Annotated in this window: 23 protein-coding genes and 2 pseudogenes; 14 read left to right on the top strand and 11 right to left on the bottom strand. The window is 51.8% G+C overall.

The annotated features are described in order from the left end of the window. Positions 1-212: 212 nt before the first annotated feature. Complete coding sequence (gene lolA, locus IUJ45_RS03575; RefSeq protein WP_002219647.1) at positions 213-836, bottom strand: outer membrane lipoprotein periplasmic chaperone LolA; 624 nt, start codon at positions 834-836, stop codon at positions 213-215. 429 nt (positions 837-1,265) lie between these two features. Between lolA and IUJ45_RS03580 the strand changes: the two genes are divergently transcribed. Then, entirely contained in the window at positions 1,266-2,093 is an 828-nt protein-coding gene (locus tag IUJ45_RS03580) for a ferritin-like domain-containing protein (protein ID WP_002246038.1), read from the top strand. A gap of 12 nt (positions 2,094-2,105) precedes the next feature. After that, positions 2,106-2,768, top strand: a complete 663-nt coding sequence (locus IUJ45_RS03585) for an HAD family hydrolase (RefSeq protein ID WP_002237777.1) — start codon at positions 2,106-2,108, stop codon at positions 2,766-2,768. Positions 2,769-3,007: 239 nt separating this feature from the next. Here the strand turns inward: IUJ45_RS03585 and ppsR are convergent, their stop codons facing one another. Then, positions 3,008-3,829: a posphoenolpyruvate synthetase regulatory kinase/phosphorylase PpsR gene (gene ppsR, locus IUJ45_RS03590; RefSeq protein ID WP_002214270.1), complete on the bottom strand. Its 822-nt coding sequence runs from the start codon at positions 3,827-3,829 to the stop codon at positions 3,008-3,010. Between the two features lie 411 nt (positions 3,830-4,240). On the opposite strand from ppsR, the gene ppsA reads away from it, so the two are divergent. From ppsA to IUJ45_RS03615, 5 genes and pseudogenes are all read left to right on the top strand, one after another. Further along, positions 4,241-6,625, top strand: a complete 2,385-nt coding sequence (ppsA, locus tag IUJ45_RS03595) for a phosphoenolpyruvate synthase (protein ID WP_002246037.1) — start codon at positions 4,241-4,243, stop codon at positions 6,623-6,625. A gap of 219 nt (positions 6,626-6,844) precedes the next feature. Beyond that, positions 6,845-8,104 (top strand): transcription termination factor Rho, encoded by a 1,260-nt coding sequence (gene rho / locus IUJ45_RS03600; RefSeq protein ID WP_002227547.1) that lies wholly within the window; start codon positions 6,845-6,847, stop codon positions 8,102-8,104. A gap of 305 nt (positions 8,105-8,409) precedes the next feature. Next, positions 8,410-8,814 (top strand): DDE transposase, encoded by a 405-nt coding sequence (locus IUJ45_RS03605; protein ID WP_002216125.1) that lies wholly within the window; start codon positions 8,410-8,412, stop codon positions 8,812-8,814. A 171-nt stretch (positions 8,815-8,985) separates the two neighbouring features. Then, positions 8,986-9,375, top strand: a pseudogene (locus IUJ45_RS03610) (transposase); the annotation flags it as partial. Positions 9,376-10,592: 1,217 nt separating this feature from the next. Continuing rightward, complete coding sequence (locus IUJ45_RS03615) at positions 10,593-11,897, top strand: ammonium transporter (RefSeq protein ID WP_002214279.1); 1,305 nt, start codon at positions 10,593-10,595, stop codon at positions 11,895-11,897. 244 nt (positions 11,898-12,141) lie between these two features. On the opposite strand, the gene IUJ45_RS03620 is transcribed toward IUJ45_RS03615, so the two are convergent. The 9 genes and pseudogenes from IUJ45_RS03620 to yajC all read right to left on the bottom strand — a co-directional run bounded on the left by IUJ45_RS03620 (position 12,142) and on the right by yajC (position 20,698). Further along, complete coding sequence (locus tag IUJ45_RS03620; protein WP_002217782.1) at positions 12,142-13,437, bottom strand: NAD(P)/FAD-dependent oxidoreductase; 1,296 nt, start codon at positions 13,435-13,437, stop codon at positions 12,142-12,144. A 125-nt stretch (positions 13,438-13,562) separates the two neighbouring features. Further along, entirely contained in the window at positions 13,563-14,450 is an 888-nt protein-coding gene (locus IUJ45_RS03625; RefSeq protein ID WP_002246035.1) for an ABC transporter permease subunit, read from the bottom strand. Further along, entirely contained in the window at positions 14,450-15,415 is a 966-nt protein-coding gene (locus tag IUJ45_RS03630) for an ABC transporter permease subunit (protein WP_002214282.1), read from the bottom strand. The genes IUJ45_RS03625 and IUJ45_RS03630 overlap by 1 nt, the downstream gene beginning before the upstream one ends. A gap of 15 nt (positions 15,416-15,430) precedes the next feature. Then, complete coding sequence (locus IUJ45_RS03635) at positions 15,431-16,555, bottom strand: ABC transporter ATP-binding protein (RefSeq protein WP_002222840.1); 1,125 nt, start codon at positions 16,553-16,555, stop codon at positions 15,431-15,433. Between the two features lie 194 nt (positions 16,556-16,749). Beyond that, positions 16,750-16,857: pseudogene (locus tag IUJ45_RS11170) on the bottom strand (IS5/IS1182 family transposase); the annotation flags it as partial. A gap of 78 nt (positions 16,858-16,935) precedes the next feature. Next, positions 16,936-17,205, bottom strand: a complete 270-nt coding sequence (gene rpsO, locus IUJ45_RS03645; protein WP_002217790.1) for a 30S ribosomal protein S15 — start codon at positions 17,203-17,205, stop codon at positions 16,936-16,938. A gap of 222 nt (positions 17,206-17,427) precedes the next feature. Continuing rightward, complete coding sequence (gene secF, locus IUJ45_RS03650) at positions 17,428-18,363, bottom strand: protein translocase subunit SecF (RefSeq protein WP_002219655.1); 936 nt, start codon at positions 18,361-18,363, stop codon at positions 17,428-17,430. 3 nt (positions 18,364-18,366) lie between these two features. Then, complete coding sequence (gene secD, locus IUJ45_RS03655) at positions 18,367-20,220, bottom strand: protein translocase subunit SecD (RefSeq protein WP_192941109.1); 1,854 nt, start codon at positions 20,218-20,220, stop codon at positions 18,367-18,369. Between the two features lie 211 nt (positions 20,221-20,431). Continuing rightward, positions 20,432-20,698: a preprotein translocase subunit YajC gene (gene yajC, locus IUJ45_RS03660; RefSeq protein WP_002226590.1), complete on the bottom strand. Its 267-nt coding sequence runs from the start codon at positions 20,696-20,698 to the stop codon at positions 20,432-20,434. Positions 20,699-20,825: 127 nt separating this feature from the next. Between yajC and IUJ45_RS03665 the strand changes: the two genes are divergently transcribed. The 7 genes from IUJ45_RS03665 to tatC all read left to right on the top strand — a co-directional run bounded on the left by IUJ45_RS03665 (position 20,826) and on the right by tatC (position 25,945). Further along, the gene (locus tag IUJ45_RS03665) at positions 20,826-21,935 is read left to right on the top strand and encodes a histone deacetylase family protein (RefSeq protein WP_002246033.1); all 1,110 of its coding nucleotides are present in this window, start codon (positions 20,826-20,828) and stop codon (positions 21,933-21,935) included. 362 nt (positions 21,936-22,297) lie between these two features. Beyond that, on the top strand, positions 22,298-23,362 hold the full coding sequence (locus IUJ45_RS03670; RefSeq protein WP_002244892.1) for a 2,3-butanediol dehydrogenase: 1,065 nt from the start codon (positions 22,298-22,300) through the stop codon (positions 23,360-23,362). 140 nt (positions 23,363-23,502) lie between these two features. Beyond that, entirely contained in the window at positions 23,503-23,826 is a 324-nt protein-coding gene (locus IUJ45_RS03675; protein WP_002217796.1) for a phosphoribosyl-ATP diphosphatase, read from the top strand. Positions 23,827-23,897: 71 nt separating this feature from the next. Then, positions 23,898-24,221: a histidine triad nucleotide-binding protein gene (locus IUJ45_RS03680; protein ID WP_002214298.1), complete on the top strand. Its 324-nt coding sequence runs from the start codon at positions 23,898-23,900 to the stop codon at positions 24,219-24,221. 46 nt (positions 24,222-24,267) lie between these two features. Then, on the top strand, positions 24,268-24,471 hold the full coding sequence (tatA, locus tag IUJ45_RS03685) for a Sec-independent protein translocase subunit TatA (RefSeq protein ID WP_002214303.1): 204 nt from the start codon (positions 24,268-24,270) through the stop codon (positions 24,469-24,471). A gap of 3 nt (positions 24,472-24,474) precedes the next feature. Continuing rightward, positions 24,475-25,161: a Sec-independent protein translocase protein TatB gene (tatB, locus tag IUJ45_RS03690; RefSeq protein WP_002236783.1), complete on the top strand. Its 687-nt coding sequence runs from the start codon at positions 24,475-24,477 to the stop codon at positions 25,159-25,161. Between the two features lie 13 nt (positions 25,162-25,174). Beyond that, positions 25,175-25,945 carry a twin-arginine translocase subunit TatC gene (gene tatC / locus IUJ45_RS03695; protein WP_002221336.1) on the top strand — a complete coding sequence of 257 codons (771 nt, stop codon included), beginning with the start codon at positions 25,175-25,177 and terminating at the stop codon, positions 25,943-25,945. The last annotated feature ends 10 nt before the right edge of the window (positions 25,946-25,955 follow it).

A 25,955-nucleotide genomic window follows, 5' to 3' on the forward strand; every position in this document is an offset into this window, starting at 1 on the left:
CGGAAGCTGTGGGGGCGGCCGGTCGGCTTTCTTGGCCCTTGATGCAGCAAGGTTTGCATTAAACGGCAAAAACAACCGGGGCGCAACCGTTAATTTTCACGGGTTTGCCGTTCCGATGCCCGATCGGGCGGTAATGCGGGACATTGTTCCGCCTGCGTGAAAATGCCGTCTGAAGCCTCGGCGGCTTTCAGACGGCATCGGGGCGGACGGCATCAGTTGCTCAACACGTCCACGCCTTTGGGCGGGGTAAACTTGAACGCGCCGCGCGAGAGTTGGGGATTGGTATTCAAACCGCCGAAACTGATGGAGGTTTGATTGCCGAAGCTGTCTTTAAGCTGCATGGCGGCGAGGTTGCCGCCTTTGAAGCCGATGCGGATGTATTGGTAGCCGGCGTTGTTGCGTTTGGGCGTTGCCAGCACATAATCGATGCCGTTGGACGAACCGTCCTCTTTCAGCGTGTAGCTGCTTTCGAGGGCGGTTTTGTTCGACAGGATGGCGGCGGGGCTGCCGCCTATGGCCTGGTCTTGGGACGACTTGGTCACTTGTGCCAAATCGACATCGTAGAGCCAAACGGTTTGACCGTCGCCGACAATAGTCTGTTTGTAAGGCGAAGTGTATTCCCATTTAAAGAGGCCCGGGCGCAGGATTTTGAACGTGCCGTGCGCGGTTTGGGTTTTCTTTTTGCTTTGGACGGTTTGGGTGAAGCTGCCGCTGATACCGTCGGCATCGTTGTTGAATTGCTTGAGCGCGTCCACCGCGCCCGCCTGTGCGGAAGCGACGGAGACGGTCAGGGAGCAAACGGCGAGGAATTGGAACAGGTTGTGCGGTTTCATCATTATTTTTCCTTGTTGGAATGAGTGTGGCGTAAAGTATCGGCGCGGCAAAACAATCATACGGGCGGCGTTACGGGCAGTTTGTATTTTGCAAACCGCGTTTTCCGAGGGCTGATTTTTTTGACCGCTCGGAAAAGGCAGGCGCGCCACGCTGCCCTTTAATGTGTGCCGCGTTATAGTGGATTAACAAAAATCAGGACAAGGCGACGAAGCCGCAGACAGTACAAATAGTACGGAACCGATTCACTTGGTGCTTCAGTACCTTAGAGAATCGTTCTCTTTGAGCTAAGGCGAGGCAACGCCGTACTGGTTTTTGTTAATCCACTATATTTGACGGTTTGGGCGCGGAATGCCGAATCGCGGAGATTATATGCCTCATCTTGTTTTTTTTAAACGCTATAATATTTGTTTTCCGAACACGGCGGACTTGAGATGAAACCCGATATTTATGCTTTGCTGGAACGCGCCCTGCTTTCGGGCGACCCCGATGAAAAAGGACGGCTGACGGATGAGGCGTTTGCCGCCGTTCAGAACATGGACGGTGCTGAAACAAACACGCCGCCGCTGGATTTCCCCCGCGCAGGGCGGCCGGACAAGCCGGTTTTGGTCGCGCCGTCACAACTGACCCCGCGCAAAATGAACACGACCGAAGGCTATGCGGCGATGCTGCACGCGATTGCGCATATCGAGTTCAATGCCGTCAATCTGGCTTTGGACGCGGCATACCGTTTCCGCACGCTGCCGTTTCAGTTTGTCCGCGACTGGGTGAAAGTGGCGAAGGAAGAGGTGTACCACTTCCGCCTGATGCGCGAAAGGCTGCGCGCTTTCGGCTTCGATTACGGCGATTTCGAGGCGCACAATCATTTATGGGATATGGCATACAAAACCGCCTACGATCCTTTGTTGCGTATGGCTTTAGTGCCGCGCGTATTGGAAGCTCGTGGGCTAGACGTTACGCCGGGGATACGCGCGAAGGTGGCGCAGCGCGGCGATTCGGAAACCTGCGGCGTGTTGGACATTATTTACCGCGACGAAGTGGGCCATGTCGCCATCGGCAACCGGTGGTATCAACACCTCTGCCGCGAACGCGGTTTGGAACCGATTGCCCTGTTCCGCAGCCTGATTGCCCGTTACGATATGTTTATCTTCCGCGGCTATGTTAACATCGAAGCGCGCGAAAAAGCGGGCTTCAGCCGCTTCGAATTGGATATGCTGGAAGATTTCGAGCAGAGTTTGAAACAGAACAAAAATACCGTCTGAAAAGGAACATACATGATACACGCCGTACTCTTCGACCTCGACGGCACGCTTGCCGACACCGCCCTAGACCTCGGCGGCGCACTCAATACCCTGCTCGCCCGCCACGGACTGCCGCCCAAAAGCATGGACGAAATCCGCAACCAAGCCAGCCACGGCGCAGCAGGACTGCTCAAGCTCGGCACAGGCATCACCCCCGACCACCCCGACTATGCCCGATGGCGCACCGAATACCTTGACGAATACGACAGCCGCTACGCCCAAGACACCACCCTCTTCGGCGGCGTAAACGAACTCATCGCCGAACTCGACAGACGCGGCATCAAATGGGGCATCATCACCAACAAACCCATGCGCTTCACCGACAAACTCGCCCCCAAACTCGGCTTCATCATCCCACCCGCCGTCGTCGTCAGCGGCGACACCTGCGGCGAACCCAAGCCCAGCATCAAACCCATGCTGTATGCGTGCGGACAAATCCACGCCGACCCGCAACACACACTCTACGTCGGCGATGCCGAACGCGACATCCAAGCAGGCCGCAACGCCGGCATGAAAACCGTCCTCGCCGAATGGGGCTACATCGCTCCCGAAGACGATACCGGCTCATGGCAGGCGGATTTCCACATCCGCACGCCGCTCGATCTGCTCGAATGTCTGGACAAAATACAGCCCTGAAAAATATCCGCCCCACAAACATATAGTGGATTAAATCTAAACCAGTACGTCGTTGCCTCGCCTTAGCTCAAAGAGAACGATTCTCTAAGGTGCTGAAGCACCAAGTGAATCGGCTCCGTACTATTTGTACTGTCTGCGGCTTCGTCGCCTTGTCCTGATTTTTGTTAATCCACTATAAAACTGCCGTCTGAAACCTGATTTCAGACGGCAGTTCCACCTTCAAACCGAATCAAAACCCGTCAAAACCTGCGTTTGAGCTTGCACGCCTGAAGGATGTGTACGGCAAGCTCTTCCACTGATTTATCCGTCGTATTCGCAAACGGAATCCCATGCCGTCTGAACATACTCTGCGCGTCCGCCACCTCGCTGCGGCATGTATCGATTTTGGCATAAGTTGAATTCGGGCGGCGCTCTTGGCGGATGGCCTGCAAACGTTCCGGCTGGATGGTCAACCCGAACAGCTTATCCCTATAAGGCTTGACCATACGCGGCAGATCGGCCGATTCCAAATCGTCGGGAATCAGCGGATAGTTTGCCGCACGGATGCCGTATTGCAGGGCGAGGTAAAGGCAGGTCGGCGTTTTGCCCGAACGCGATACACCCATCAAGATTACATCCGCTTCCTGAAGGTTCTTATCGCTGACCCCGTCATCGTGGTTCAATGAGAAATTCACCGCCTCCATACGCGCATCGTAACGCTTCGTATTACCGATACTGTGATGCCCCTGCTCGGATGCCGTGGCTTCGGTATTGAGTTCTTTCTCCAACAGTCCCAAAAAAGTCTCAAAGAAATTAATCTGAAAAGCATCCGCCCCTTTGATAATCCGACGGATTTCGTCATCAACCACACTGACAAACGCAATCGGACGCTGACCGTTTTCCTGCCGGCTCCGATTGACCTTCTCCACCACCGCGCGCGCCTTTTCCGGCGTATCGACAAACGGATGCGTATGGCGTTTGAACGACAGATTGCCAAACTGGTTCAGCAAAGCCTCGCCGATATTCTCGGCAGTCAGACCGGTACGGTCGGAAATGTAAAACACATGGCGCGGACTGCTCATCTTCCATCCTTAAAACACAGGTTTAAAATCCCATCATAACAGCAGCGGCAGACACAAGGAAAGCACTCGCAGCACACCTACCTCGGATTACACCCAAACAGACACAATATAATTTTGAAATAAAATTATTTATATAAAGTATTTTTTGGCAGAAAATTTTAAAAAATAAACAAAAAAATCAAACAGAAAAAACATTAACCTATTCAAACCACCTGTTTTACAAAGAAAATACCCAAAAAAAGAAGTATACCGGCTGCAAGTTTCAAACCGCTACACACGCCGAAACCGCAATTTTTCAGACGGCATCATGATTTTAAAACGGATAAAACACATGACAGCAGAGGAACGAATCGCTTAAAATAAGCACGCGGATTTGTTTCTTTTTTAACATATTTTGGATTGGACACACAAATGGCCGACAACTACGTAATTTGGTTTGAAAACCTGCGTATGACAGATGTTGAACGCGTGGGCGGTAAAAACGCCTCGCTGGGCGAAATGATCAGTCAGCTGACCGAAAAAGGCGTTCGCGTCCCCGGCGGCTTTGCCACCACAGCCGATGCCTACCGCGCATTCCTCGCACACAACGGTCTGAGCGAACGCATTTCCGCCGCACTGGCAAAATTAGATGTCGAAGACGTTGCCGAACTGGCACGCGTCGGCAAAGAAATCCGCCAATGGATTTTGGACACGCCCTTCCCCGAACAGCTCGATGCCGAAATCGAAGCGGCATGGAACAAAATGGTTGCCGATGCCGGCGGCGCGGACATTTCCGTTGCCGTACGCTCTTCCGCAACCGCCGAAGACCTGCCCGACGCATCATTTGCCGGCCAACAGGAAACCTTCCTGAATATCAACGGCTTGGAAAACGTTAAAGAAGCGATGCGCCATGTATTCGCCTCCCTGTACAACGACCGCGCCATTTCTTACCGCGTCCACAAAGGCTTCGAACACGACATCGTCGCCCTTTCCGCCGGCGTGCAGCGTATGGTGCGTTCCGACAGCGGCGCGTCCGGCGTGATGTTCACCCTCGATACCGAATCCGGTTACGACCAAGTCGTCTTTGTCACTTCATCCTACGGTCTGGGCGAAAACGTCGTACAAGGCGCAGTCAATCCCGACGAATTCTATGTGTTCAAACCCACGCTGAAAGCAGGCAAACCTGCCATCCTGCGCAAAACCATGGGCTCAAAACACATCAAAATGATTTTTACCGACAAAGCAGAAGCCGGCAAATCGGTAACCAACGTCGATGTCCCCGAAGAAGACCGCAACCGCTTCTCCATTACCGACGAAGAAATCACCGAGTTGGCGCATTACGCACTGACCATCGAAAAACACTACGGCCGCCCGATGGACATCGAATGGGGACGCGACGGCTTGGACGGCAAACTCTACATCCTGCAAGCCCGTCCCGAAACCGTCAAATCCCAGGAAGAAGGCAGCCGCAACCTGCGCCGCTTTTCTATCAACGGCGAAAAAACCGTCTTGTGCGAAGGCCGCGCCATCGGTCAGAAAGTCGGTCAGGGCAAGGTACGCCTGATTAAAGATGCTTCCGAGATGGATTCCGTCGAAGCCGGCGACGTACTGGTTACCGACATGACCGACCCAGATTGGGAACCGGTGATGAAACGCGCTTCCGCCATCGTGACCAACAGGGGCGGACGTACCTGCCACGCCGCCATCATCGCGCGCGAACTGGGTATTCCTGCCGTTGTCGGCTGCGGCAATGCAACCGAATTGCTGAAAAACGGTCAAGAAGTTACCGTATCCTGTGCCGAAGGCGATACCGGCTTCATCTACTCCGGCCTGCTGGACGTACAAATTACCGATGTTGCTTTGGACAACATGCCTAAAGCACCTGTAAAAGTCATGATGAACGTCGGCAATCCCGAACTCGCATTCAGCTTCGCCAACCTGCCCAGCGAAGGCATCGGCTTGGCGCGTATGGAATTTATCATCAACCGCCAAATCGGTATCCACCCCAAAGCCTTGTTGGAATTTGACAAACAAGACGACGAATTAAAAGCGGAAATTACCCGCCGTATCGCCGGTTACGCGTCCCCTGTCGACTTCTACGTCGATAAAATCGCCGAAGGCGTGGCGACATTGGCCGCATCGGTTTATCCGCGTAAAACCATCGTCCGTATGTCCGACTTCAAATCCAACGAATACGCCAACCTGGTCGGCGGCAACGTATACGAACCGCATGAAGAAAACCCGATGTTGGGCTTCCGTGGTGCGGCGCGTTATGTCGCCGACAACTTCAAAGACTGTTTCGCCTTGGAATGCAAAGCCTTGAAACGCGTCCGCGATGAAATGGGGTTGACCAACGTTGAAATCATGATTCCGTTCGTCCGCACTTTGGGCGAAGCCGAAGCCGTTGTCAAAGCCCTGAAAGAAAACGGCTTGGAACGCGGCAAAAACGGCCTGCGCCTGATTATGATGTGCGAGCTGCCGAGCAACGCGGTATTGGCGGAACAATTCCTGCAATACTTCGACGGCTTCTCCATCGGCTCGAACGACATGACCCAACTGACCCTCGGTCTCGACCGCGACAGCGGCTTGGTATCCGAATCGTTTGACGAACGCAACCCTGCCGTCAAAGTGATGCTGCACCTTGCCATCTCCGCCTGCCGCAAGCAGAACAAATATGTCGGCATCTGCGGTCAAGGCCCGTCCGACCATCCGGACTTCGCCAAATGGCTGGTTGAGGAAGGCATTGAAAGCGTTTCCCTGAACCCGGATACCGTCATCGAAACTTGGCTATATTTGGCGAATGAATTGAACAAATAATCAATGCCCATACCCCCGAGCCTGAAAAGCGCGGGGGTATTTTTTTCCAAGCAGCTCCGCTCAGACGGCATTTCCTGCCGATGCCCCGTCCGCGATAATATTTGACACCCACGCGCCGACTGCCTACAATTCCCCCTTCCCCGAGCAACCGGCAACGGTCAGCTTCTTCTTTCAGACGGCATCTGCCTGTCTTTTTCCTCTTCAAAATACATCATTATTATGCACGTCTCCGAATTACAAACCCTGCACATTTCCAAACTCTTAGAATTGGCGGAAGAACACGGCATCGAAAACGCCAACCGATTCCGCAAACAAGATCTCGTATTTGCCATCGTCCGCCAGATGATGAAAAAAGGCGAGGGTTTCACCTGCTCCGGCACGCTTGAAATCCTGCCCGACGGCTTCGGCTTCCTCCGCAGCGCGGACACGTCCTATCTTGCCGGCCCCGACGACATCTATGTCTCGCCCACCCAAATCCGCCGCTTCAACCTGCATACGGGCGACACCATCGAAGGAAGCGTGCGCGTCCCAAAAGACAACGAACGCTATTTTGCCCTGGTCAGGCTTGATACCATCAACGGCGACCACCCGGAAGTATGCCGCCATAAAATCCTGTTTGAAAACCTGACCCCGCTGTTTCCGACCGAACAGTTGAAGCTGGAACGCGACTTAAAGTCCGAAGAAAACCTGACCGGACGTGCCATCGACCTGATTTCCCCTATCGGCAAAGGTCAGCGCGCCCTCTTGGTTGCCCCGCCCAAAAGCGGTAAAACCGTGATGCTGCAAAACATTGCCCACGCCGTTACCTCAAACTATCCCGAAGTCGAACTCATCGTCCTCTTGATTGACGAGCGTCCCGAAGAAGTAACCGAAATGAGCCGTTCCGTCCGCGGCGAAGTGGTTTCCTCCACCTTTGACGAACCGGCGCAACGCCACGTCCAAGTTGCCGAAATGGTGCTTGAAAAAGCCAAGCGTATGGTAGAACACAAAAAAGACGTGGTCATCCTGCTGGATTCGATTACCCGCCTTGCCCGCGCCTACAATACCGTCGTGCCTACCTCGGGCAAAATCCTAACCGGCGGTGTCGATGCCAACGCACTGCACCGCCCCAAACGTTTCTTCGGCGCGGCGCGCAACGTGGAAGAAGGCGGTTCGCTGACCATCATCGCCACCGCATTGGTTGAAACCGGCAGCCGTATGGACGATGTGATTTACGAAGAATTCAAAGGCACCGGCAATATGGAATTGCACCTTGACCGCCGTATGGCGGAAAAACGCCTCTTCCCCGCCATCAACATCAACAAATCCGGCACGCGCCGCGAAGAGCTGCTTGTGCCGAACGACCAGTTGCAACGTATGTGGCTCTTACGCAAGTTCCTGCACCCGATGGACGAAATCGAGGCAGCCGAATTTTTAATCGGGAAAATCAAAGCCTCTAAAAACAATGATGATTTCTTTGAACTGATGCGCGGCAAATAAACGCGCCACCCGCATTAATGCGAAATGCCGTCTGAAGCCTGAAAATCGGGTTTCAGACGGCACTTTCATTCACACGGCCGGCGCAGCTCCTCCCTCCCCCCGTTAACGGCGCAACCGCCGGCAGTGTCCGTGTCCGCTTGCCGAAAGCGCGGCCTTTGCAAAACCGGCTTGAACGCATCCGTACCGGCAATGAAAACCGATGCGGGAACTTGATTCAAGGTTGCGCCGAACCGCGCTCATTTTTGTATAAATTTGGGGCTGTCCTAGATAACTAGGGAAATTCAAATTAAGTTAGAGTTGCCTTTATGAGAAAAAGTCGTCTAAGCCGGTATAAACAAAATAAACTCATTGAGCTATTTGTCGCAGGTGTAACTGCAAGAACAGCAGCAGAGTTAGTAGGCGTTAATAAAAGTACCGCAGCCTATTATTTTCATCGTTTACGATTACTTATTTATCAAAACAGTCCACATTTGGAAATGTTTGATGGCGAAGTAGAAGCAGATGAAAGTTATTTTGCTGAACGACAAAACCATATTAATGGAATTGAGAACTTTTGGAACCGGGCAAAACGTCATTTACGCAAGTTTAACGGCATTCCCAAAGCGCATTTTGAGCTGTATTTAAAGGGGTACGAACGGCGTTTTAACAACAGTGAGATAAAAGTTCAAATTTCCATTTTAAAACAATTAGTAAAATCGAGTTTATCCTAGTTATCTAGGACAGCCCCATAAATTTTTATAGTGGATTAACAAAAACCAGTACAGCGTTGCCTCGCCTTAGCTCAAAGAGAACGATTCTCTAAGGTGCTGAAGCACCAAGTGAATCGGTTCCGTACTGTTTGTACTGTCTGCGGCTTCGTCGCCTTGTCCTGATTTTTGTTAATCCACTATACCTCCGCCAATGCCCATGAGTGCAAACACCTGTCGCCGTTGTTGGAAGGACTGCCCAAAGGTACGACCGTCTATGCCGACAAAGGCTATGACAGTGCGGAAAACCGGCAACATCTGGAAAAGCGTCAGTTGTTAGACGGCATTATGCGCAAAGCCTGCCGCAACCGTCCGCTGGCGGAAACGCAAACCAAACATAACCGGTATTTGTCGAAGACCCGTTATGTGGTCGAACAAAGCTTCGGTACGCTGCACCGTAAGTTCCGCTATGTTCGGGCAGCCTATTTCGGACTGATTAAAGTGAGTGCGCAAAGCCACCTGAAGGCGATGTGTTTGAACCTGTTGAAAGCCGCCAACAGGCTAAGTGCGCCTGCTGCCGCCTAAAAGGCGGCTCGGATGCCTGATTATCGGGTATCCGGGGAGGATTCAGGGGGTATTTGGGTAAAATTAGGCGGTATTTGGGGCGAAAACAGCCGAAAACCTGTGTTTGGGTTTCGGCTGTCGGGAGGGAAAGGAATTTTGCAAAGGTCTCTTTTCGTCATTCCCGCCACTTTTCGTCATTCCCGCGAAAGCGGGAATCTAGAATCTCGGACTTTCAGATAATCTTTGAATATTGCTGTTGTTCTAAGGTCTAGATTCCCGCGTTCGCGGGAATGACGGTTCAGTTGCTACGGTTATTGTCAGGTTTCGGTTATGTTGGAATTTCGGGAAACTTATGAATTGAGACCTTTGCAAAAATAGTCTGTTAACGAAATTTGACGCATAAAAATGCGCCAAAAAATTTTCAATTGCCTAAAACCTTCCTAATATTGAGCAAAAAGTAGGAAAAATCAGAAAAGTTTTGCATTTTGAAAATGAGATTGAGCATAAAATTTTAGTAACCTATGTTATTGCAAAGGTCTCGAATTGTCATTCCCACGCAGGTGGGAATCTAGTCTGTTCGGTTTCAGTTATTTCCGATAAATTCCTGCTGCTTTTTATTTCTAGATTCCCACTTTCGTGGGAATGACGAAAAGTTGCGGGAATGACGGTTCGGGCATTCCTTAAATTACCCGTGTATCGCTGTAAATCTTAGAGATGGCGGAATATAGCGGATTAACAAAAACCAGTACAGCGTTGTCTCGCCTTAGCTCAAAGAGAACGATTCTCTAAGGTGCTGAAGCACCAAGTGAATCGGTTCCGTACTATTTGTACTGTCTGCGGCTTCGTCGCCTTGTCCTGATTTTTGTTAATCCACTATATTTCCAATTAAAAATTTTTAATATATTAATCAATAAATTAATTTTATAAAATAAAAATATTGTCAACAATATTTTGCCTTATCGCCCAAACCTCTGTATATTTTCCTACAGTAAATTGTTGACAATCCATACGCCCACATATGCGCCGCCTAAGGATAAATCCTCCCGCCGGACAACGGGTGCAAGGGATTGGATGCGATATTTCCATATTCAAACAAGGGATTTGTTTCACGCACAGGGCGGCACATCGGCAAAATCCCCGCGCCGCCCCGGTCCGGCAGGGCTTGCGTCCCTCCCGGACAAGCCCCGACCCCGCCTTTCCGAAAGACGGGCTCAACCATTAAGGAAACTTTAATCAAAATGAAAAAACACATATGGGCGGCATCTTTGCTGCCGGCATCCCTATCGGCAGAACCTTTAAACTGGTGGAAGCCTTATTCCGCCGTCAATTCGGGCGATACCGCCTGGGTGATGACTGCGGCTGCCTTGGTACTGTTGATGACGCTTCCCGGGCTGGCTTTATTCTACGGCGGGATGGTGCGGAAAAAAAACCTGCTCTCGACGATGATGCACAGCTTTTCCATCGCGACATTGGTGGGCATCCTTTGGGTCGCCGTCGGCTATTCTTTAGCGTTCACGCCGGGAAATGCCTTTATCGGCGGTTTGGGGCGCGTATTTTTAAGCGGGATGCAGATAGACGCTGCCGCACAGATGCTGACCGTGTCGCCCAATGCGCCGACTGTTCCCGAACCGGTATTTATGTTTTTTCAGATGACGTTTGCCATTATTTCGACCGCCATTATTACCGGCGCGTTTGCCGAACGGATGAAATATTCGGCAATGATGCTGTTTTCGGGCATATGGTTTTTATTGGTTTATGTGCCGGGAGCGCATTGGGTGTGGGGCGGCGGCTTTATGAGCAAAGGCGGCGTATTGGATTATGCCGGCGGTACGGTGGTGCACATCAATGCCGGTATCGCGGGACTCGTCGCCGCCTTGGTTTTGGGCAGGCGCATAGGCTACGGGCGCGAGGCGATGCCTCCGCACAATATGGCGATGACACTGATCGGCGCGGCAATGTTGTGGTTCGGCTGGTTCGGCTTTAACGCCGGATCGGCGCTTGCGGCAGACGCGGCGGCGGGTATGGCGATGGCGGTAACGCAGGTGTCGGCCGTATTCGGCGCGGCAGGCTGGCTTGCCTGCGAAAAAATAGCGGGACACAAACCTTCCGCTTTGGGGCTGGCTTCCGGCGCGGTTTCCGGTCTGGTCGGCATCACCCCTGCCGCCGGCTTTACCGGCCCGTCGGGCGCGGCCGCCATCGGTATATTGACTGCCGCCGCGTGCTTTGTGTCCGTCACCGTCGTCAAACACAAATTGCGTTACGATGATTCTTTGGACGCTTTCGGCATACACGGATTCGGCGGGCTGGTGGGCGGAATATTGACCGGCATCTTTTTCGACAACCGCATTTTCGGCGGGGATGCGGCAGTTTGGCAGCAGTTGTGGATACAGGTAAAAGACGGGTTCGTTATGGCGGCATACAGCGGGCTGATGAGTTGGGCGATTTTGAAGGTCGTGGGGAAAATCTGCGGCGGCCTGCGCGTCGGCAAGGATGTCGAACGCGAAGGTTTGGATCTGAATATCCACGGCGAACGCGTGGAATAAGGGCGGTTATGCCGTCTGAAGCCTGAAAATCGGGTTTCAGACGGCATTTTTCACGTTTGCCGCCGATGGATAAACATATAGTGGATTAACAAAAATCAGGACAAGGCGACGAAGCCGCAGACAGTACAAATAGTACGGAACCGATTCACTTGGTGCTTCAGCACCTTAGAGAATCGTTTTCTTTGAGCTAAGGCGAGGCAACGCCGTACTGGTTTTTGTTAATCCACTATACTGCCTGCGACGCTTAACGGCTGTCTTTCCACTGATAATATTTCGAGCCGAGGAAAGAACCGAGTTTGCGCAAAAACGGTTGCAGGATAATATTCGGCTGGCGCAACCGCTCAAACGGCTTCAGACGGCATTCGTCCCCTAAAATTGCTTCGGCAACCGCCAGACCTGCAATGCCTGTTATCGCCATCCCGTGTCCGGAATAACCTTGCGTATAAAAAACATTCGGGGCTAAACGTCCGAAATGCGGGACAAGGTTGGCGGTAATGTCGCACTCCCCGCCCCACGAATATTCGATTTTGACATCGGCAAGCTGCGGAAAAACTTTAAGCATATCTTGGCGGACAAGCTCGGTCATACGCGCGGGATTGTCGATAAACTCGTTATCCTTACCGCCGAAAAGCAGTCTGCCGTCCGCGCTGAGGCGGTAATAATCCAAAATATGACGGTTGTCGCATACTGCCATATTGTTGCGGATAAGCCCTTTTGCACGCGCGCCCAAGGGTTCTGTGGCAATAATAAAGGTGCTGACAGCAATCGCCTTGCGCTCCAAAGGCTTGAATATCGGATTCAAACCGGCATAAGTATTGACGGCGTACACCAGATTTTTGCATTCGACGCTGCCTTCGGGGGTGTAAACCAGCCAACCGTTTTGATAAGGTTCAATGCGTATCATGGGAGAATGCTCAAAAATCTTCGTACCAGCTTCGGCAGCGGCGCGGGCGATGCCCAACGTGTAATTGAGCGGATGGAGATGCCCGGACAAGGGATCGAACTGTGCGCCTTGGTACATATCGCTGTCAAGCTGCTGCTTCAGTTCAGTGTTATCCCAGAGTTGATAATGAGTTGCACCGTAATATTTTTGGGCGTGCTCATGCCATTGTTGCAATTCTTCCCAATGCTGCGAACGGATGGCAACCGTGGCATAACCGCGCTGCCAATCGCAATCAATGGCATGTTTGCGGACGCGTTCGTCCACCAGTTCGACCGCCTGCAAAGACTGTTGCCAAAACCATTGCGCTTGCTCCAAACCGACCTGTTTTTCAATTTCCTCCATACCGCAGGCGTAATCGCTGATAACCTGCCCGCCACTCCGTCCCGACGCGCCGAAACCGATACGCGCGGCTTCCAACACAACCGTTTCATGTCCCTGCTCCGCCAAGGGCAATGCAGTGCACAAACCACTCAATCCGCCGCCGATGATACAGGTATCGGTTTTCAGACGGCATTGAAGTTTCGGATAAACAGTATGAGGATTAACCGAACTGAAATAATAAGAAGGCAGATATTCTTGAAAATCAGGGCGAATCATTGTGTTTGCTTTATCGGGTATATTTTCGGACGGAATGATACAGGCTGTCGAGCCATATCGTCCAAACAGAAAATCGGTTGAAGAAAACAGGCTGACCCAGTCATGCGGTCAGCCTGCCTTATTAATTAATTTGCTTTCTCGGCAGCCAATTTTTCTTGGCGGTAGGCTTCTGCCGCTTCTCGGTCACGCTTGGTTGCCTGCCTCATCATCCAATAATTGACGATGATGACCAATGTTCCGATGATGCCGATCAGGATGGTTGCCAAAACGTTCATCTGCGGATCAAGACCCAGCTTGATTTTGGAGAAAATCACCTGCGGCAATGTGGATGAACCGGGGCCGGAGAGGAATGAGGTAATCACCAAATCATCCAAAGACAGGGTAATGCCGAGCAGAAAGCCTGAAACGATGGCAGGGGCAATCAAAGGCAAAGTGATGACAAAAAAGATTTTCAGCGGACGCGCGCCCAAATCCATTGCGGCTTCTTCGAGCGATTGGTCAAGCTCAACTAGACGCGAACGGATAACAACGGTAATGTATGCCATGCACAGCGTCGTATGTCCTAAGAAAATAGTGAAAAAGCCACGATCGAAGTAGAGATGTTGTAACCATTCGCTGCCCTGCAAAAATATCTGTACCTGAATAATCAGCAGCAGCATAGACAGACCGGTAATCACGTCGGGCATCACCATAGGTGCGGAAATCATACCGGCGAACAAGGTACTGCCGCGAAAACGTTTAATCCGCGCCATCGCATAGCCTGCCAGCGTGCCCAAAACGACGGCAGCAAGCGAAGACACAACGGCAATCCGCAGCGACAGCCAAGCGGCTTCCAAGATGGTGTCGTTTTCCAGCAATGCGCCGTACCACTTGGTCGAAAAGCCGCCCCAAACGGTTACCAGCTTGGATTCGTTAAACGAATAGATGACCAAAACAACCAGCGGGATATACAGAAACGCCAGCGACAGTGCCAACATCAGTTTCAAGAACCAAGATAATTTGGATTTCTGCATTATTTGGCTCCTTCTTCCAATTCGCGGTTTTCATAATGCTGAAACAGGGCAATCGGCACGACCAGCAGCGCGACCATCACGACGGCGACGGCGGAAGCCAGCGGCCAGTTGTTTTGATCGAAGAACGCCTGCCACAAGACTTTACCAATCATCAGGTTTTCCGAACCGCCGACCAGCTCGGGAATGACGAACTCGCCGACAGCAGGGACGAAAACCAGCATGGAGCCTGCAATAATGCCGGTTTTCGACAAAGGCAGGGTAATCGTCAAGAACGATTTGACCGGCCCCGCGCCCAAATCGGAAGCCGCTTCAAGCAGGCGGTTGTCGAGTTTCACCAGTTGCGTGTATAGCGGCAGAATCATAAACGGCAGATAGGCGTAAACCATCACCAAATTGAGCGAAAAGGCATTGTAGAACAAATCCAAAGGCTCGCTGATAATACCCATTTTAATCAACAGGTTGTTTACAATACCGTTATGCCCGAGCAGACCCATCCACGCATAGACGCGCAACAGGAACGATGTCCAAAAGGGCAGCATAATGGCAAGCAGCAAACCATTGCGGACAGAAGGATTGGCACGAGAAATCGCATAGGCGGTCGGATAACCGACCAACAGGCAAATCACTGTCGTCATCAATGCGGTTTTGATTGAAGACCAGTAGGTCATCAGATAGATATTGCTGTTTTCACTGTCGCCGAACGGGTTAAGGGTATGCCAAAAATTTTGGAAAATATCGGCATAGTTTTGATAACTGATGGCGATATTCAGACGACCTAAATCTTCGTCGATGCTGGTCAGCGGCGTAAACGGCGGAATGGCGATTTCTTGTTCGGCAAAGCTGATTTTCAGCACGATGGCGAACGGAATCAGAAACAGCACCAAAAGCCAAATATACGGTACGGCAATCACCGCACGCTGCCCCGGACGGCGGAACAGTTTGTTTTTCAGTTTATTAAGGTTCATTGCATTCCCCTTAAATCAACGGAACAACGGAGTCGGTTGGTTTTCCGGCCAGCTGATATAGACGGTTTCGTCCCAAGTCGGCGGTGTAATGTTGCGCACATACCAGTAAGGGGCGGGGACTTGGCTTTTGACGACGCGCCCGTTGCCGAGCTTGATATGGTAAATGGCGAAGCTGCCCAAATAGGCGATTTCTTTTACCGTGCCTTTCGCCCAGTTGTAGTCGCCCAAATATTCGGGTTTTTCTTTATATAAATCAATATCCTCTGGTCGAATACTAACCCAAAGGTCCTGCTCGCTCGGACCACCCAAACCGTGATCGATGCGGACGTGGTTTTCCAAACCTTCGCATTCGATAACGGCATAGTCGGCATGATCTTCAATCACCACACCGTCAAAGATGTTGGTTTCGCCGATAAACTCGGCAGTGAAGCGGCTGTTGGGATAGTCGTACACGTCGCTGGGTGTGCCGACTTGCTGCAACTGACCGTCAGACATAATGGCGATGCGGGTCGCCATCGTCATCGCCTCTTCTTGGTCGTGCGTAACCATAATACAGGTTACGCCGACTTGTTCCAGCGTATTGACCAACTCAAGCTGGGTTTGTTGGCGCAGTTTTTTGTCCAATGCACCGAGGGGCTCATCCAGCAGTAGAATTTTCGGACGTTTTGCCAGACTGCGTGCCAAAGCAATGCGCTGCTGCTGACCGCCGGACAATTGGTGCGGTTTGCGTTTAGCAAATTTGGTCATCTGAACCAGGCGGAGCATTTCTTCGACGCGCGCGGCGATTTCGCCTTTAGGCATTTTGTCCTGTTTCAGACCGAAGGCAATGTTTTGTTCTACGGTCATATGCGGAAAAAGCGCGTAACTTTGGAACATCATATTGATGGGGCGATCATAGGGTGCAAGTTTGGTAATATCCTGACCATCAAGGATAATTTTTCCCTGATTGGGACTTTCCATACCCGCCAGCATACGCAGCAGTGTAGATTTTCCGCTGCCGGAACTGCCCAAAAGGGCGAAGATTTCGTGTTGATAAATGTCCAAGTCGATGTTATCGACAGCGTAATTGTCACCAAACTTTTTCACCAAACCTTGGATTTTGAGATAAGGTTTGGCTGAAGACGCAGTGGTTGCGGTCATAATGGCAATACTCCAATAAAAAGACGAGTACCGGCAAAACGGATGTTCGAATGGGTGATAAAAAGCTGTTTGATTGCTGGCGGGAGTTAAACGTTTGATGCCGTCTGAAACTCTTGTAAAGCGCACGGGCAGCATGAAATGGAACAAGATTCCAAAGAACTTTATATTATATTAGTTTATGCGGTTTTCGGGCAATATAGTGGATTAAATTTAAACCAGTACAGCGTTGCCTTGCCTTGCCGTACTATTTGTACTGTCTGCGGCTTCGTCGCCTTGTCCTGATTTAAATTTAATCCACTATAAATATGGATTTGAGCTTGTCGGAAAGCAACAGAAAAGAAAACACCGCCCATTTTTCTGGGCGGTGTCGGAAAGCGTAATTATTTACGCAGACCCAAGCGGGTAATCAACGCGCGATACGTATCGGGCTGGGTACGGCGCAAGTAGGCCAGCAGGCGGCGGCGTTGGCTGACCATTTTCAACAGGCCGCGACGGCTGTGGTGGTCTTTGGGGTTGGCTTTGAAGTGGGGGGTCAGGTCGTTGATGCGGAAAGTCAACAGAGCGACTTGTACTTCGGAAGAGCCGGTGTCGCCTTCTTTGCGTTGGAAATCTTTAACGATTTGTGCTTTTTGTTCTACGGTCAGTGCCATAATGAAAACTCCAAAAATATAAGAATCCCCATAGGGATTCAGACAAGTTTGCCAAGCCTGAAGACAACGGCAAACTCCCTATGCCCAAGATAGGACAACGTGGCATTATGACACAATTCCCGCATTTCTGCACAATATTTTAAGACCGTGGAAGTAACCGTTAAAAATGCCGTCTGAAGCATTGTCTGCTTGAGACGGCAATGTTCAGACGGCATATGCGCTTCAAACCACGATTTCTTCTTTCTTCTTCGGTTCTTTACCGATATTGTCGCGGCTCAAACCGAACATTAGCAGAAGCGGGCTGGCAACCAATACGGAAGAATAAATGCCGAACACGATGCCAATGGTCAACGCCATAGAAAAGCCGTGCAAGGCCGCACCGCCGAACACCAGCATGGATACGACCATCGCCTCGGTCGAACCGTGGGTAATGATGGTGCGGCTCATCGTTGCGGTAATCGCGTTGTCGATGACTTCCGGCACGGCATGTCCGCGCATCGCCGGCTTGCGGAAGTTTTCACGGATACGGTCGAAGACGACGACGGATTCGTTCACAGAATAGCCCAATACGGCAAGGATACCCGCCAAGACGGTCAGCGAAAATTCCCATTGGAAGAAGGCAAAGCAGCCGAGAATAATCACGATGTCGTGCATATTGGCGATAATGGCAGATACGGCAAAACGCCATTCAAAACGCATCGACAGGTAAATAATGATGCCGATAACGACAAAACCTAAAGCCATCAATCCATTACTTACCAATTCCTCACCGACTTGCGGGCCGATAAATTCGACTTGGCGCAAGGTAACGTCGGGACTGTCTTTTTTCAGCAAATCCATAACCTGATTGGACAACTGTGCGGAAGTAACACCTTCTTTGTTCGGCAGGCGGATCATGATGTGTTTGTTCGTACCCAATGCCTGAACCTGTACATCACCTATTTTCAGCGTATCGAGGCGTTCGCGCATCTTATTGACATCCGCACCCTGCTGATATTGGACTTCCATTACCGTACCGCCGGTAAATTCGACAGAGAAATTCAGACCTCTGGTAACCAAAAAGAATACGGCGGCAATAAAGGTAACCAACGAAATAAAGGTCGTCAGTTTGCCGTAGCTCATAAACGGAATATCGCGTTTGATTTTAAAGAGTTCCATAGCTTACTCCTTGCCTCCTGCCATTTCGGCTTTCGGCTTCCACACCGAACCAATGGAAATATTCTGCAATTTGCGTCTGCGTCCGTACCACAGATTGACCAACGCACGGAATACGACGACGGACGAATACATCGAAGTCAGAATACCCAAACAGTGTACGACCGCAAAACCGCGTACCGGGCCGGAACCGAATACCAAAAGCGCGATACCGGCAATCAGCGAAGTCAGGTTGGAATCGACAATGGTCGCCCATGCGTGTTGGAAACCGAGATTGATTGCCTGCTGCGGCGGCACGCCGGCACGCAATTCTTCGCGGATACGTTCGTTAATCAAGACGTTGGAGTCGATTGCCATACCCAAAGTCAACGCCAGCGCGGCCATACCCGGTAACGTCAACGTTGCCTGCATGGCAGACAAAATACCGATTAGGAACAGTATGTTGGCACTCAATGCAATGGTAGAAAAGAAACCCATCAGACGATAGTAAACCACCATGAATGCAGCAACGATGGCAAAACCCCATAAAGTCGAATGGAAGCCTTTTTCGATGTTCTCCTTACCCAAAGACGGACCGATGGTACGTTCTTCGACAATCTGCATCGGCGCGGCAAGAGAACCGGCACGCAACAGCAAAGACGTATCATTGGCTTCGGCTGTCGTCATGCTTCCGGAAATTTCCACGCGTCCGCCGGTAATGGCAGTACGGATAACCGGCGCGGTTACAACCTCGGATTTTCCTTGGTCGATCAAAACCATCGCCATGCGTTTGCCGACATTTGCGGCAGTCAGTTCGCCAAAAATGCTGCCACCCGCGCTGTCCAAGCTCAGACTGACGGCAGGTGCGCCCATTTGGTCGAAACTCGGTTGCGCATCGTTGATGTTGTCGCCCGTCAGCTCGACCTGTTTGCTGATTAGCAGAGTTTCGGGACGATCTCCGCCGCTTGAAAGCAGCTCATAACCGCTCGGCACGTTGCCTTCCAATGCCTCGCGCAACTTGGCAGGATCGTCCTCCACCATACGCAATTCCAAAGTCGCGGTACGGCCGATGATGTCTTTTGCCTTGGCAGTATCCTGAACGCCCGGAAGCTGCACGACGATACGGTCGGCACCGGACTGCTGGATGACGGGTTCGGCCACGCCCAACTCGTTCACACGGTTGTGCAGGGTAGTGATGTTCTGTTTGACCGCATCGGAACGCACTTTATTGACCGCCTCTTCCGAAAGCATCAAGACGATATTGCTGCCGTCTGAATTCAGCGTTGCTTCAGGAAACAGCTTGCGCAACTGCGGCAGAGCCTTTTGCACATCACCTGCATCCTGCAAAGGGACGGTCAGGCTGTTTCCAGCCTGACGCACCGTGCCGCTGCGGATTTTTTCGCGGCGCAGTTCGCGGCGGATGTCGCCCGAATAACGTTCAAACGTTTTCTGCATCGCCGCTTTCATATCGACCTGCATGGTGAAATGCACGCCGCCGCGCAAGTCCAAACCCAAAAACATCGGATTGGCTTTGATTTTCGCCATCCATTCGGGGCTGTCCGCCAACAGGTTGAGCGCGGTAATATACCCTTCGCCCAAAGTGTTTTCGATGACGTCGCGCGCTTTAAGCTGCGTTTCGGTGTCTTTGAAACGCACTTTCAGTGAATTGTCCACAACAAACATCCCGTCGGTCTGAATACCCGCGTTTTGCAGCGCGGCATCCACTTTGAATTGAGTCTGTTCGTTGATGATGATGGCTTGTCGGTTGGTCGATACCTGCACGGCGGGTGTTTCGCCGAATAGGTTGGGCAGCGAATACACTGCGGCAACCGCAATCGTGAACACAATCAGCAGATATTTCCATAAAGGATAACGGTTCATCATTGTTCCTTAATGGTTGGAACCCCACCCTTTCGGTGGTGTCGGAATCGGGCTATTTCAGAAGAGGCAAAAACCCTTCCCAGCCAGGCAAGACCGGAAGGCGGCATCTTGAATATGCCGCCCTGCGTGTCGGAACATGGTCAAGCCTTCGGTTGGAATTCAAAACAAAGTGCCGCATTCGGGCTTTTCCGATGCGGCTTGTCGGCACAAATCAATCGACTTTTGCAGAAATCGCATTGCGTTCCACTTCGACCTCGATTTTTGTACCCTGTCCGATATCCACGGTAAAAAACTGTTCGCCGACTCTGGTTACCTTACCCTTGAAACCTGCCGCCAAGACCACTTTGTCGCCGACTTTCAAGGCGGCAAGCATTGCCTGATGCGCTTTGAATTTCTTTTGCTGCGGACGCATGATCAGGAAGTAGAACACCACCATAATCAACACTAAAGGAGCAAATTGTGCAACAGCTTGATTCATAATTTATCCGTTCTTTCTAATATGGTTGAAAATCGAGAGGGGTATATAATAACATAAGACCGTAAACAATATATCGGGTTTGCCGTCCGTACCGACCGTATACCGCAGCCTGCCCGTCCACAAACCCATATCCTTGACCCGCCTAATCTTGAAATTCTATGCACTGTTGCGCCTTTTTTTGGGCAAAAACGCCCGCACCGCATGGATTTCGCATCCCGCCTGTGCCGGGCACGAACCCGGCGCAAACCATCCCGATTCGCCCGACCGCATCCTCTGCATCGAGCAGGCATTGCGCCGCGCCGGTATTTGGCAGCACCTCCAAACCATAGAGGCGGAAGAAATCAGCGATACGCGCCTCGCACTTGTCCACTCGAGCAAATATCTGAACCGTTTGGAATCTTGCCAGCCCCAAAAAGGCAAGATTTTCCGCCTGAATGACGACACTGCAATCAGCACAGGCTCGCTGTCTGCCGCACGCTTTGCCGCCGGTTCGGCAGTTCAGGCAGTCGACATGGTCATGAACCGCAAAGCATGGCATGCCTTTTGCGCCGCCCGCCCGCCCGGACACCATGCGGGCAGCGGCAAAGCCGGCGGATTCTGCCTGCTGAACAACGTTGCCGCCGGCGTCATGCATGCCATTGCCGAATACCGCCTGAAACGCATTGCCGTCATCGATTTCGATGTCCACTACGGCGACGGTACGGCAGAAATATTCAAAGACGATCCGCGCATCCTGTTTTTCAACCTGTTTGAAACCGACCTTTTCCCCTTCCCCGAAAACAACGATATGCCCGACGGCGGCAATATGGTGCACCTGCCCTTGCCGCCGGGAACGGGCAGCCGCACATTCCGCGAAGCCGTCCGCAGGCAGTGGCTGCCCCGACTTGCCGCATTCAAACCCGAACTGGTGCTGCTGTCGGCAGGATTCGACGCACACCGTCTAGACGAATCGGGCAGGCTCAACCTGCACGAGGCGGATTTTGCCTGGCTGACACACAAAATCATTCAGACGGCATCGGGCTGCCCCGGCAAAATCGTATCCGTACTCGAAGGCGGCTACACCCTTGAACCTCTGGCACAATCTGCTGCCGAGCATATCCGCGTGCTGGCAGGGCTGGGCAAATCCGATGCCGCAACCGCCTATCAGAAAACACTGGACCCAACAAAAAAACGGTTTGCCAAACCGAAAACCGGACAGGTGCGCCAACCTACCCAATCCGACCGTTACGACATATAGTGGATTAACAAAAATCAGGACAAGGCGACGAAGCCGCAGACAGTACAAATAGTACGGAACCGATTCACTTGGTGCTTCAGCACCTTAGAGAATCGTTCTCTTTGAGCTAAGGCGAGGCAACGCCGTACTGGTTTTTGTTAATCCACTATAAATGCCGTCTGAAGCCGATTCGGTTTTCAGACGACATCATTATTTGACCTGACGCAAACAGAAAGCCTTCCGCGTGCTTAAACACATCTCTTGTAGTAAAATATCTAAACAGATTCAACTGGAAACGGTCAGGCTTCTTCACGCCATTCCCATTTCAACCGCCGCCTGCCAGATTCAGACGGTATTCCTACTTGAAAACAAGGAGCGTTACAATGAAAGCAGCACGTTTTTACGATAAAGGCGACATCCGCATCGAAGACATCCCCGAACCGACCGTCGCCCCCGGCACTGTCGGCATCAATGTCGCCTGGTGCGGCATCTGCGGTACTGACCTGCACGAATTCATGGAAGGCCCGATTTTCATTCCGCCTTGCGGTCATCCGCACCCGATTTCCGGCGAGTCCGCACCCGTAACGATGGGACACGAGTTCTCCGGCGTGGTCTATGCCGTCGGCGAAGGCGTGGACGACATCAAAGTCGGCCAACACGTCGTGGTCGAACCCTACATCATCCACGATGACGTACCGACCGGAGAAGGCAGCAACTACCACCTCTCCAAAGATATGAACTTTATCGGCTTGGGCGGCTGCGGCGGCGGTCTGTCCGAAAAAATCGCCGTCAAACGTCGTTGGGTGCATCCGATTTCCGACAAAATCCCGTTGGATCAAGCCGCTTTGATCGAACCGCTGTCTGTCGGACACCACGCCTATGTACGCAGCGGCGCGAAAGCAGGCGACGTCGCATTGGTCGGCGGCGCAGGTCCGATCGGTTTGCTGTTGGCTGCCGTGTTGAAAGCCAAAGGCATCAAAGTCATCATCACCGAGTTGAGTAAAGCACGCAAAGACAAAGCGCGCGAATCCGGCGTTGCCGACTACATCCTCGACCCGTCCGAAGTCGATGTTGTCGAAGAGGTGAAAAAACTGACCAACGGCGAAGGCGTGGACGTGGCATTCGAATGTACCAGCGTGAACAAAGTGTTGGATACTTTGGTCGAAGCCTGCAAACCTGCCGCCAATTTGGTTATCGTATCCATCTGGAGCCACCCTGCAACCGTCAACGTCCACAGCGTCGTGATGAAAGAGCTGGATGTGCGCGGCACGATTGCCTACTGTAACGACCACGCCGAAACCATCAAACTGGTCGAAGAAGGCAAAATCAACCTCGAACCCTTCATCACCCAGCGCATCAAGCTGGACGAACTGGTTTCCGAAGGCTTCGAGCGTCTGATCCACAACAACGAATCCGCCGTTAAAATTATTGTGAGTCCAAACCTGTAAGCAAATTACATTTGCAACAGCACAAATGCCGTCTGAAACGCTCAGACGGCATTTTCCAACGAAGCGCAACAGGCGTATTGCCCGAGAGCAGCCGTTTAGCCTATCATTCCGAACAAACAGAAACAAACAGAAGGAAAATCATGGGAGATTCCGTACTATCCGCCATCCAACAAACCATCACCCAGCGAAAATCTGCCAATCCGTCCGAATCTTACGTCGCACAGCTCTTGCATAAGGGCGAAGACAAAATCCTAAAAAAAGTGATTGAAGAGGCGGGCGAAGTGTTGATGGCATCCAAAGACAAAAACCCGTCCCACCTGGTTTACGAAGTTGCCGACTTATGGTTTCACACCATGATTCTTCTGACACACCACGACCTGAAGGCGGAAGACGTATTGGACGAACTTGCGCGCCGCCAAGGTTTGTCGGGCTTGGCCGAAAAAGCCGCTCGCACAGAATCTTGAATTTATATTAAAATCCGCACTTTCCCACATTCAATCCGTCTGACCGCTGTTCAGACGGCATCGGAGCCGTTATGGACAACTGTATTTTCTGCAAAATCGCCGCCAAAGACATTCCGGCGCAAACCGTCTATGAAGACGGCGAAATGGTTTGTTTCAAAGACATCAACCCCGCTGCTCCGGTTCATCTGCTGCTGATTCCCAAAGTCCATTTCGATTCGTTGGCACACGCCGCGCCCGAACATCAGCCCCTTTTGGGAAAAATGATGCTGAAAGTTCCCGAAATCGCCAAAGCGGCAGGACTGGCAGACGGCTTCAAAACCCTGATCAACACCGGAAAAGGCGGCGGACAAGAGGTCTTCCACCTGCATATACACATCATGGGCACACCCGTATAAACCGTTATTTCACAATCAACCCCTAATACTTACTTAAGGATACATCATGGGCAGTTTTTCTCTGACGCACTGGATTATCGTACTGATTATCGTCGTTTTGATATTCGGCACCAAAAAACTGCGCAACGTCGGCAAAGACCTCGGCGGTGCGGTTCATGACTTCAAACAGGGGCTGAACGAAGGTACAGACGGCAAAGAAGCCCAAAAAGACGATGTAATCGAACACAAAAAAGACGAAGACAAAGCGTAATTTATGTTTGATTTCGGTTTGGGCGAGCTGGTTTTTGTCGGCATTATCGCCCTGATTGTCCTCGGCCCCGAACGCCTGCCCGAGGCCGCCCGCACCGCCGGACGGCTCATCGGCAGGCTGCAACGCTTTGTCGGCAGCGTCAAACAGGAATTTGACACGCAAATCGAACTGGAAGAACTAAGGAAGGCAAAGCAGGAATTTGAAGCTGCCGCTGCTCAGGTTCGAGACAGCCTCAAAGAAACCGGTACGGATATGGAGGGTAATCTGCACGACATTTCCGACGGTCTGAAGCCTTGGGAAAAACTGCCCGAACAGCGCACGCCTGCTGATTTCGGTGTCGATGAAAACGGCAATCCCTTTCCCGATGCGGCAAACACCCTATTAGACGGCATTTCCGACGTTATGCCGTCCGAACGTTCCTACGCTTCCGCCGAAACCCTTGGGGACAGCGGGCAAACCGGCAGTACAGCCGAACCCGCGGAAACCGACCAAGACCGTGCATGGCGGGAATACCTGACTGCTTCTGCCGCCGCACCCGTCGTACAGACCGTCGAAGTCAGCTATATCGATACCGCTGTTGAAACCCCTGTTCCGCATACCACTTCGCTGCGTAAACAGGCAATAAGCCGCAAACGCGATTTGCGTCCTAAATCCCGCGCCAAACCTAAATTGCGCGTCCGTAAATCATAAAGAGGGCAATCCGGTGTCCGAAACACAAAACGAACAACCCGTCCAACCGCTTGTCGAGCATCTCATCGAGCTGCGCCGCCGCCTGATGTGGACGGTTGTCGGTATCTTAGTCTGCTTTTTCGGCCTAATGCCGTTTGCCCAACAACTCTATACTTTTATCGCCGACCCGCTGATGGCAAACCTGCCCAAAGACACCAGCATGATTGCCACCGATGTCATCGCACCATTTTTCGTGCCGGTCAAAGTTACCCTGATGGCGGCATTTTTAATTTCGCTGCCGCATACGCTCTACCAAATCTGGGCATTCGTCGCCCCCGCACTCTACCAAAACGAAAAACGCCTGATTACGCCGCTCGTCCTCTCCAGCGTCAGCCTGTTTTTCATCGGCATGGCATTTGCCTACTTTTTGGTTTTCCCCGTCATTTTCAAATTCCTTGCCAGCGTTACCCCTGTCGGTGTCAATATGGCGACAGACATCGACAAATACCTCTCCTTCATCTTGGGGATGTTTGTCGCATTCGGTACAACGTTTGAAGTCCCCATTGTCGTTATCCTGTTAACCAAAATTGGTGTGGTAACAACCGAACAGCTCAAACGCGCCCGCCCCTATGTGATTGTCGGCGCGTTTGTCATTGCCGCCATCATCACGCCGCCCGATGTGATTTCACAAACCCTGCTTGCCATTCCGCTGATTCTCTTATACGAAGCAGGTATTTGGTTCGGACGCTTTTTCACGCCACGTTCAGAACAGGATGGCGACATACAGCCGCCTGCAACAACCTGACACTATGCCG

The sequence above is a fragment of the Neisseria meningitidis genome (assembly GCF_022869645.1).
GTDB lineage: Bacteria > Pseudomonadota > Gammaproteobacteria > Burkholderiales > Neisseriaceae > Neisseria > Neisseria meningitidis.

Bases quoted from the DNA above. Each gene is read 5' to 3' on its own strand.
- lolA (WP_002219647.1), bottom strand. From the start codon at position 836: ATGATGAAACCGCACAACCTGTTCCAATTCCTCGCCGTTTGCTCCCTG.
- IUJ45_RS03580 (WP_002246038.1), top strand. From the start codon at position 1,266: ATGAAACCCGATATTTATGCTTTGCTGGAACGCGCCCTGCTTTCGGGC.
- IUJ45_RS03585 (WP_002237777.1), top strand. From the start codon at position 2,106: ATGATACACGCCGTACTCTTCGACCTCGACGGCACGCTTGCCGACACC.
- ppsR (WP_002214270.1), bottom strand. From the start codon at position 3,829: ATGAGCAGTCCGCGCCATGTGTTTTACATTTCCGACCGTACCGGTCTG.
- ppsA (WP_002246037.1), top strand. From the start codon at position 4,241: ATGGCCGACAACTACGTAATTTGGTTTGAAAACCTGCGTATGACAGAT.
- rho (WP_002227547.1), top strand. From the start codon at position 6,845: ATGCACGTCTCCGAATTACAAACCCTGCACATTTCCAAACTCTTAGAA.
- IUJ45_RS03605 (WP_002216125.1), top strand. From the start codon at position 8,410: ATGAGAAAAAGTCGTCTAAGCCGGTATAAACAAAATAAACTCATTGAG.
- IUJ45_RS03615 (WP_002214279.1), top strand. From the start codon at position 10,593: ATGAAAAAACACATATGGGCGGCATCTTTGCTGCCGGCATCCCTATCG.
- IUJ45_RS03620 (WP_002217782.1), bottom strand. From the start codon at position 13,437: ATGATTCGCCCTGATTTTCAAGAATATCTGCCTTCTTATTATTTCAGT.
- IUJ45_RS03625 (WP_002246035.1), bottom strand. From the start codon at position 14,450: ATGCAGAAATCCAAATTATCTTGGTTCTTGAAACTGATGTTGGCACTG.
- IUJ45_RS03630 (WP_002214282.1), bottom strand. From the start codon at position 15,415: ATGAACCTTAATAAACTGAAAAACAAACTGTTCCGCCGTCCGGGGCAG.
- IUJ45_RS03635 (WP_002222840.1), bottom strand. From the start codon at position 16,555: ATGACCGCAACCACTGCGTCTTCAGCCAAACCTTATCTCAAAATCCAA.
- rpsO (WP_002217790.1), bottom strand. From the start codon at position 17,205: ATGGCACTGACCGTAGAACAAAAAGCACAAATCGTTAAAGATTTCCAA.
- secF (WP_002219655.1), bottom strand. From the start codon at position 18,363: ATGGAACTCTTTAAAATCAAACGCGATATTCCGTTTATGAGCTACGGC.
- secD (WP_192941109.1), bottom strand. From the start codon at position 20,220: ATGAACCGTTATCCTTTATGGAAATATCTGCTGATTGTGTTCACGATT.
- yajC (WP_002226590.1), bottom strand. From the start codon at position 20,698: ATGAATCAAGCTGTTGCACAATTTGCTCCTTTAGTGTTGATTATGGTG.
- IUJ45_RS03670 (WP_002244892.1), top strand. From the start codon at position 22,298: ATGAAAGCAGCACGTTTTTACGATAAAGGCGACATCCGCATCGAAGAC.
- IUJ45_RS03675 (WP_002217796.1), top strand. From the start codon at position 23,503: ATGGGAGATTCCGTACTATCCGCCATCCAACAAACCATCACCCAGCGA.
- IUJ45_RS03680 (WP_002214298.1), top strand. From the start codon at position 23,898: ATGGACAACTGTATTTTCTGCAAAATCGCCGCCAAAGACATTCCGGCG.
- tatA (WP_002214303.1), top strand. From the start codon at position 24,268: ATGGGCAGTTTTTCTCTGACGCACTGGATTATCGTACTGATTATCGTC.
- tatB (WP_002236783.1), top strand. From the start codon at position 24,475: ATGTTTGATTTCGGTTTGGGCGAGCTGGTTTTTGTCGGCATTATCGCC.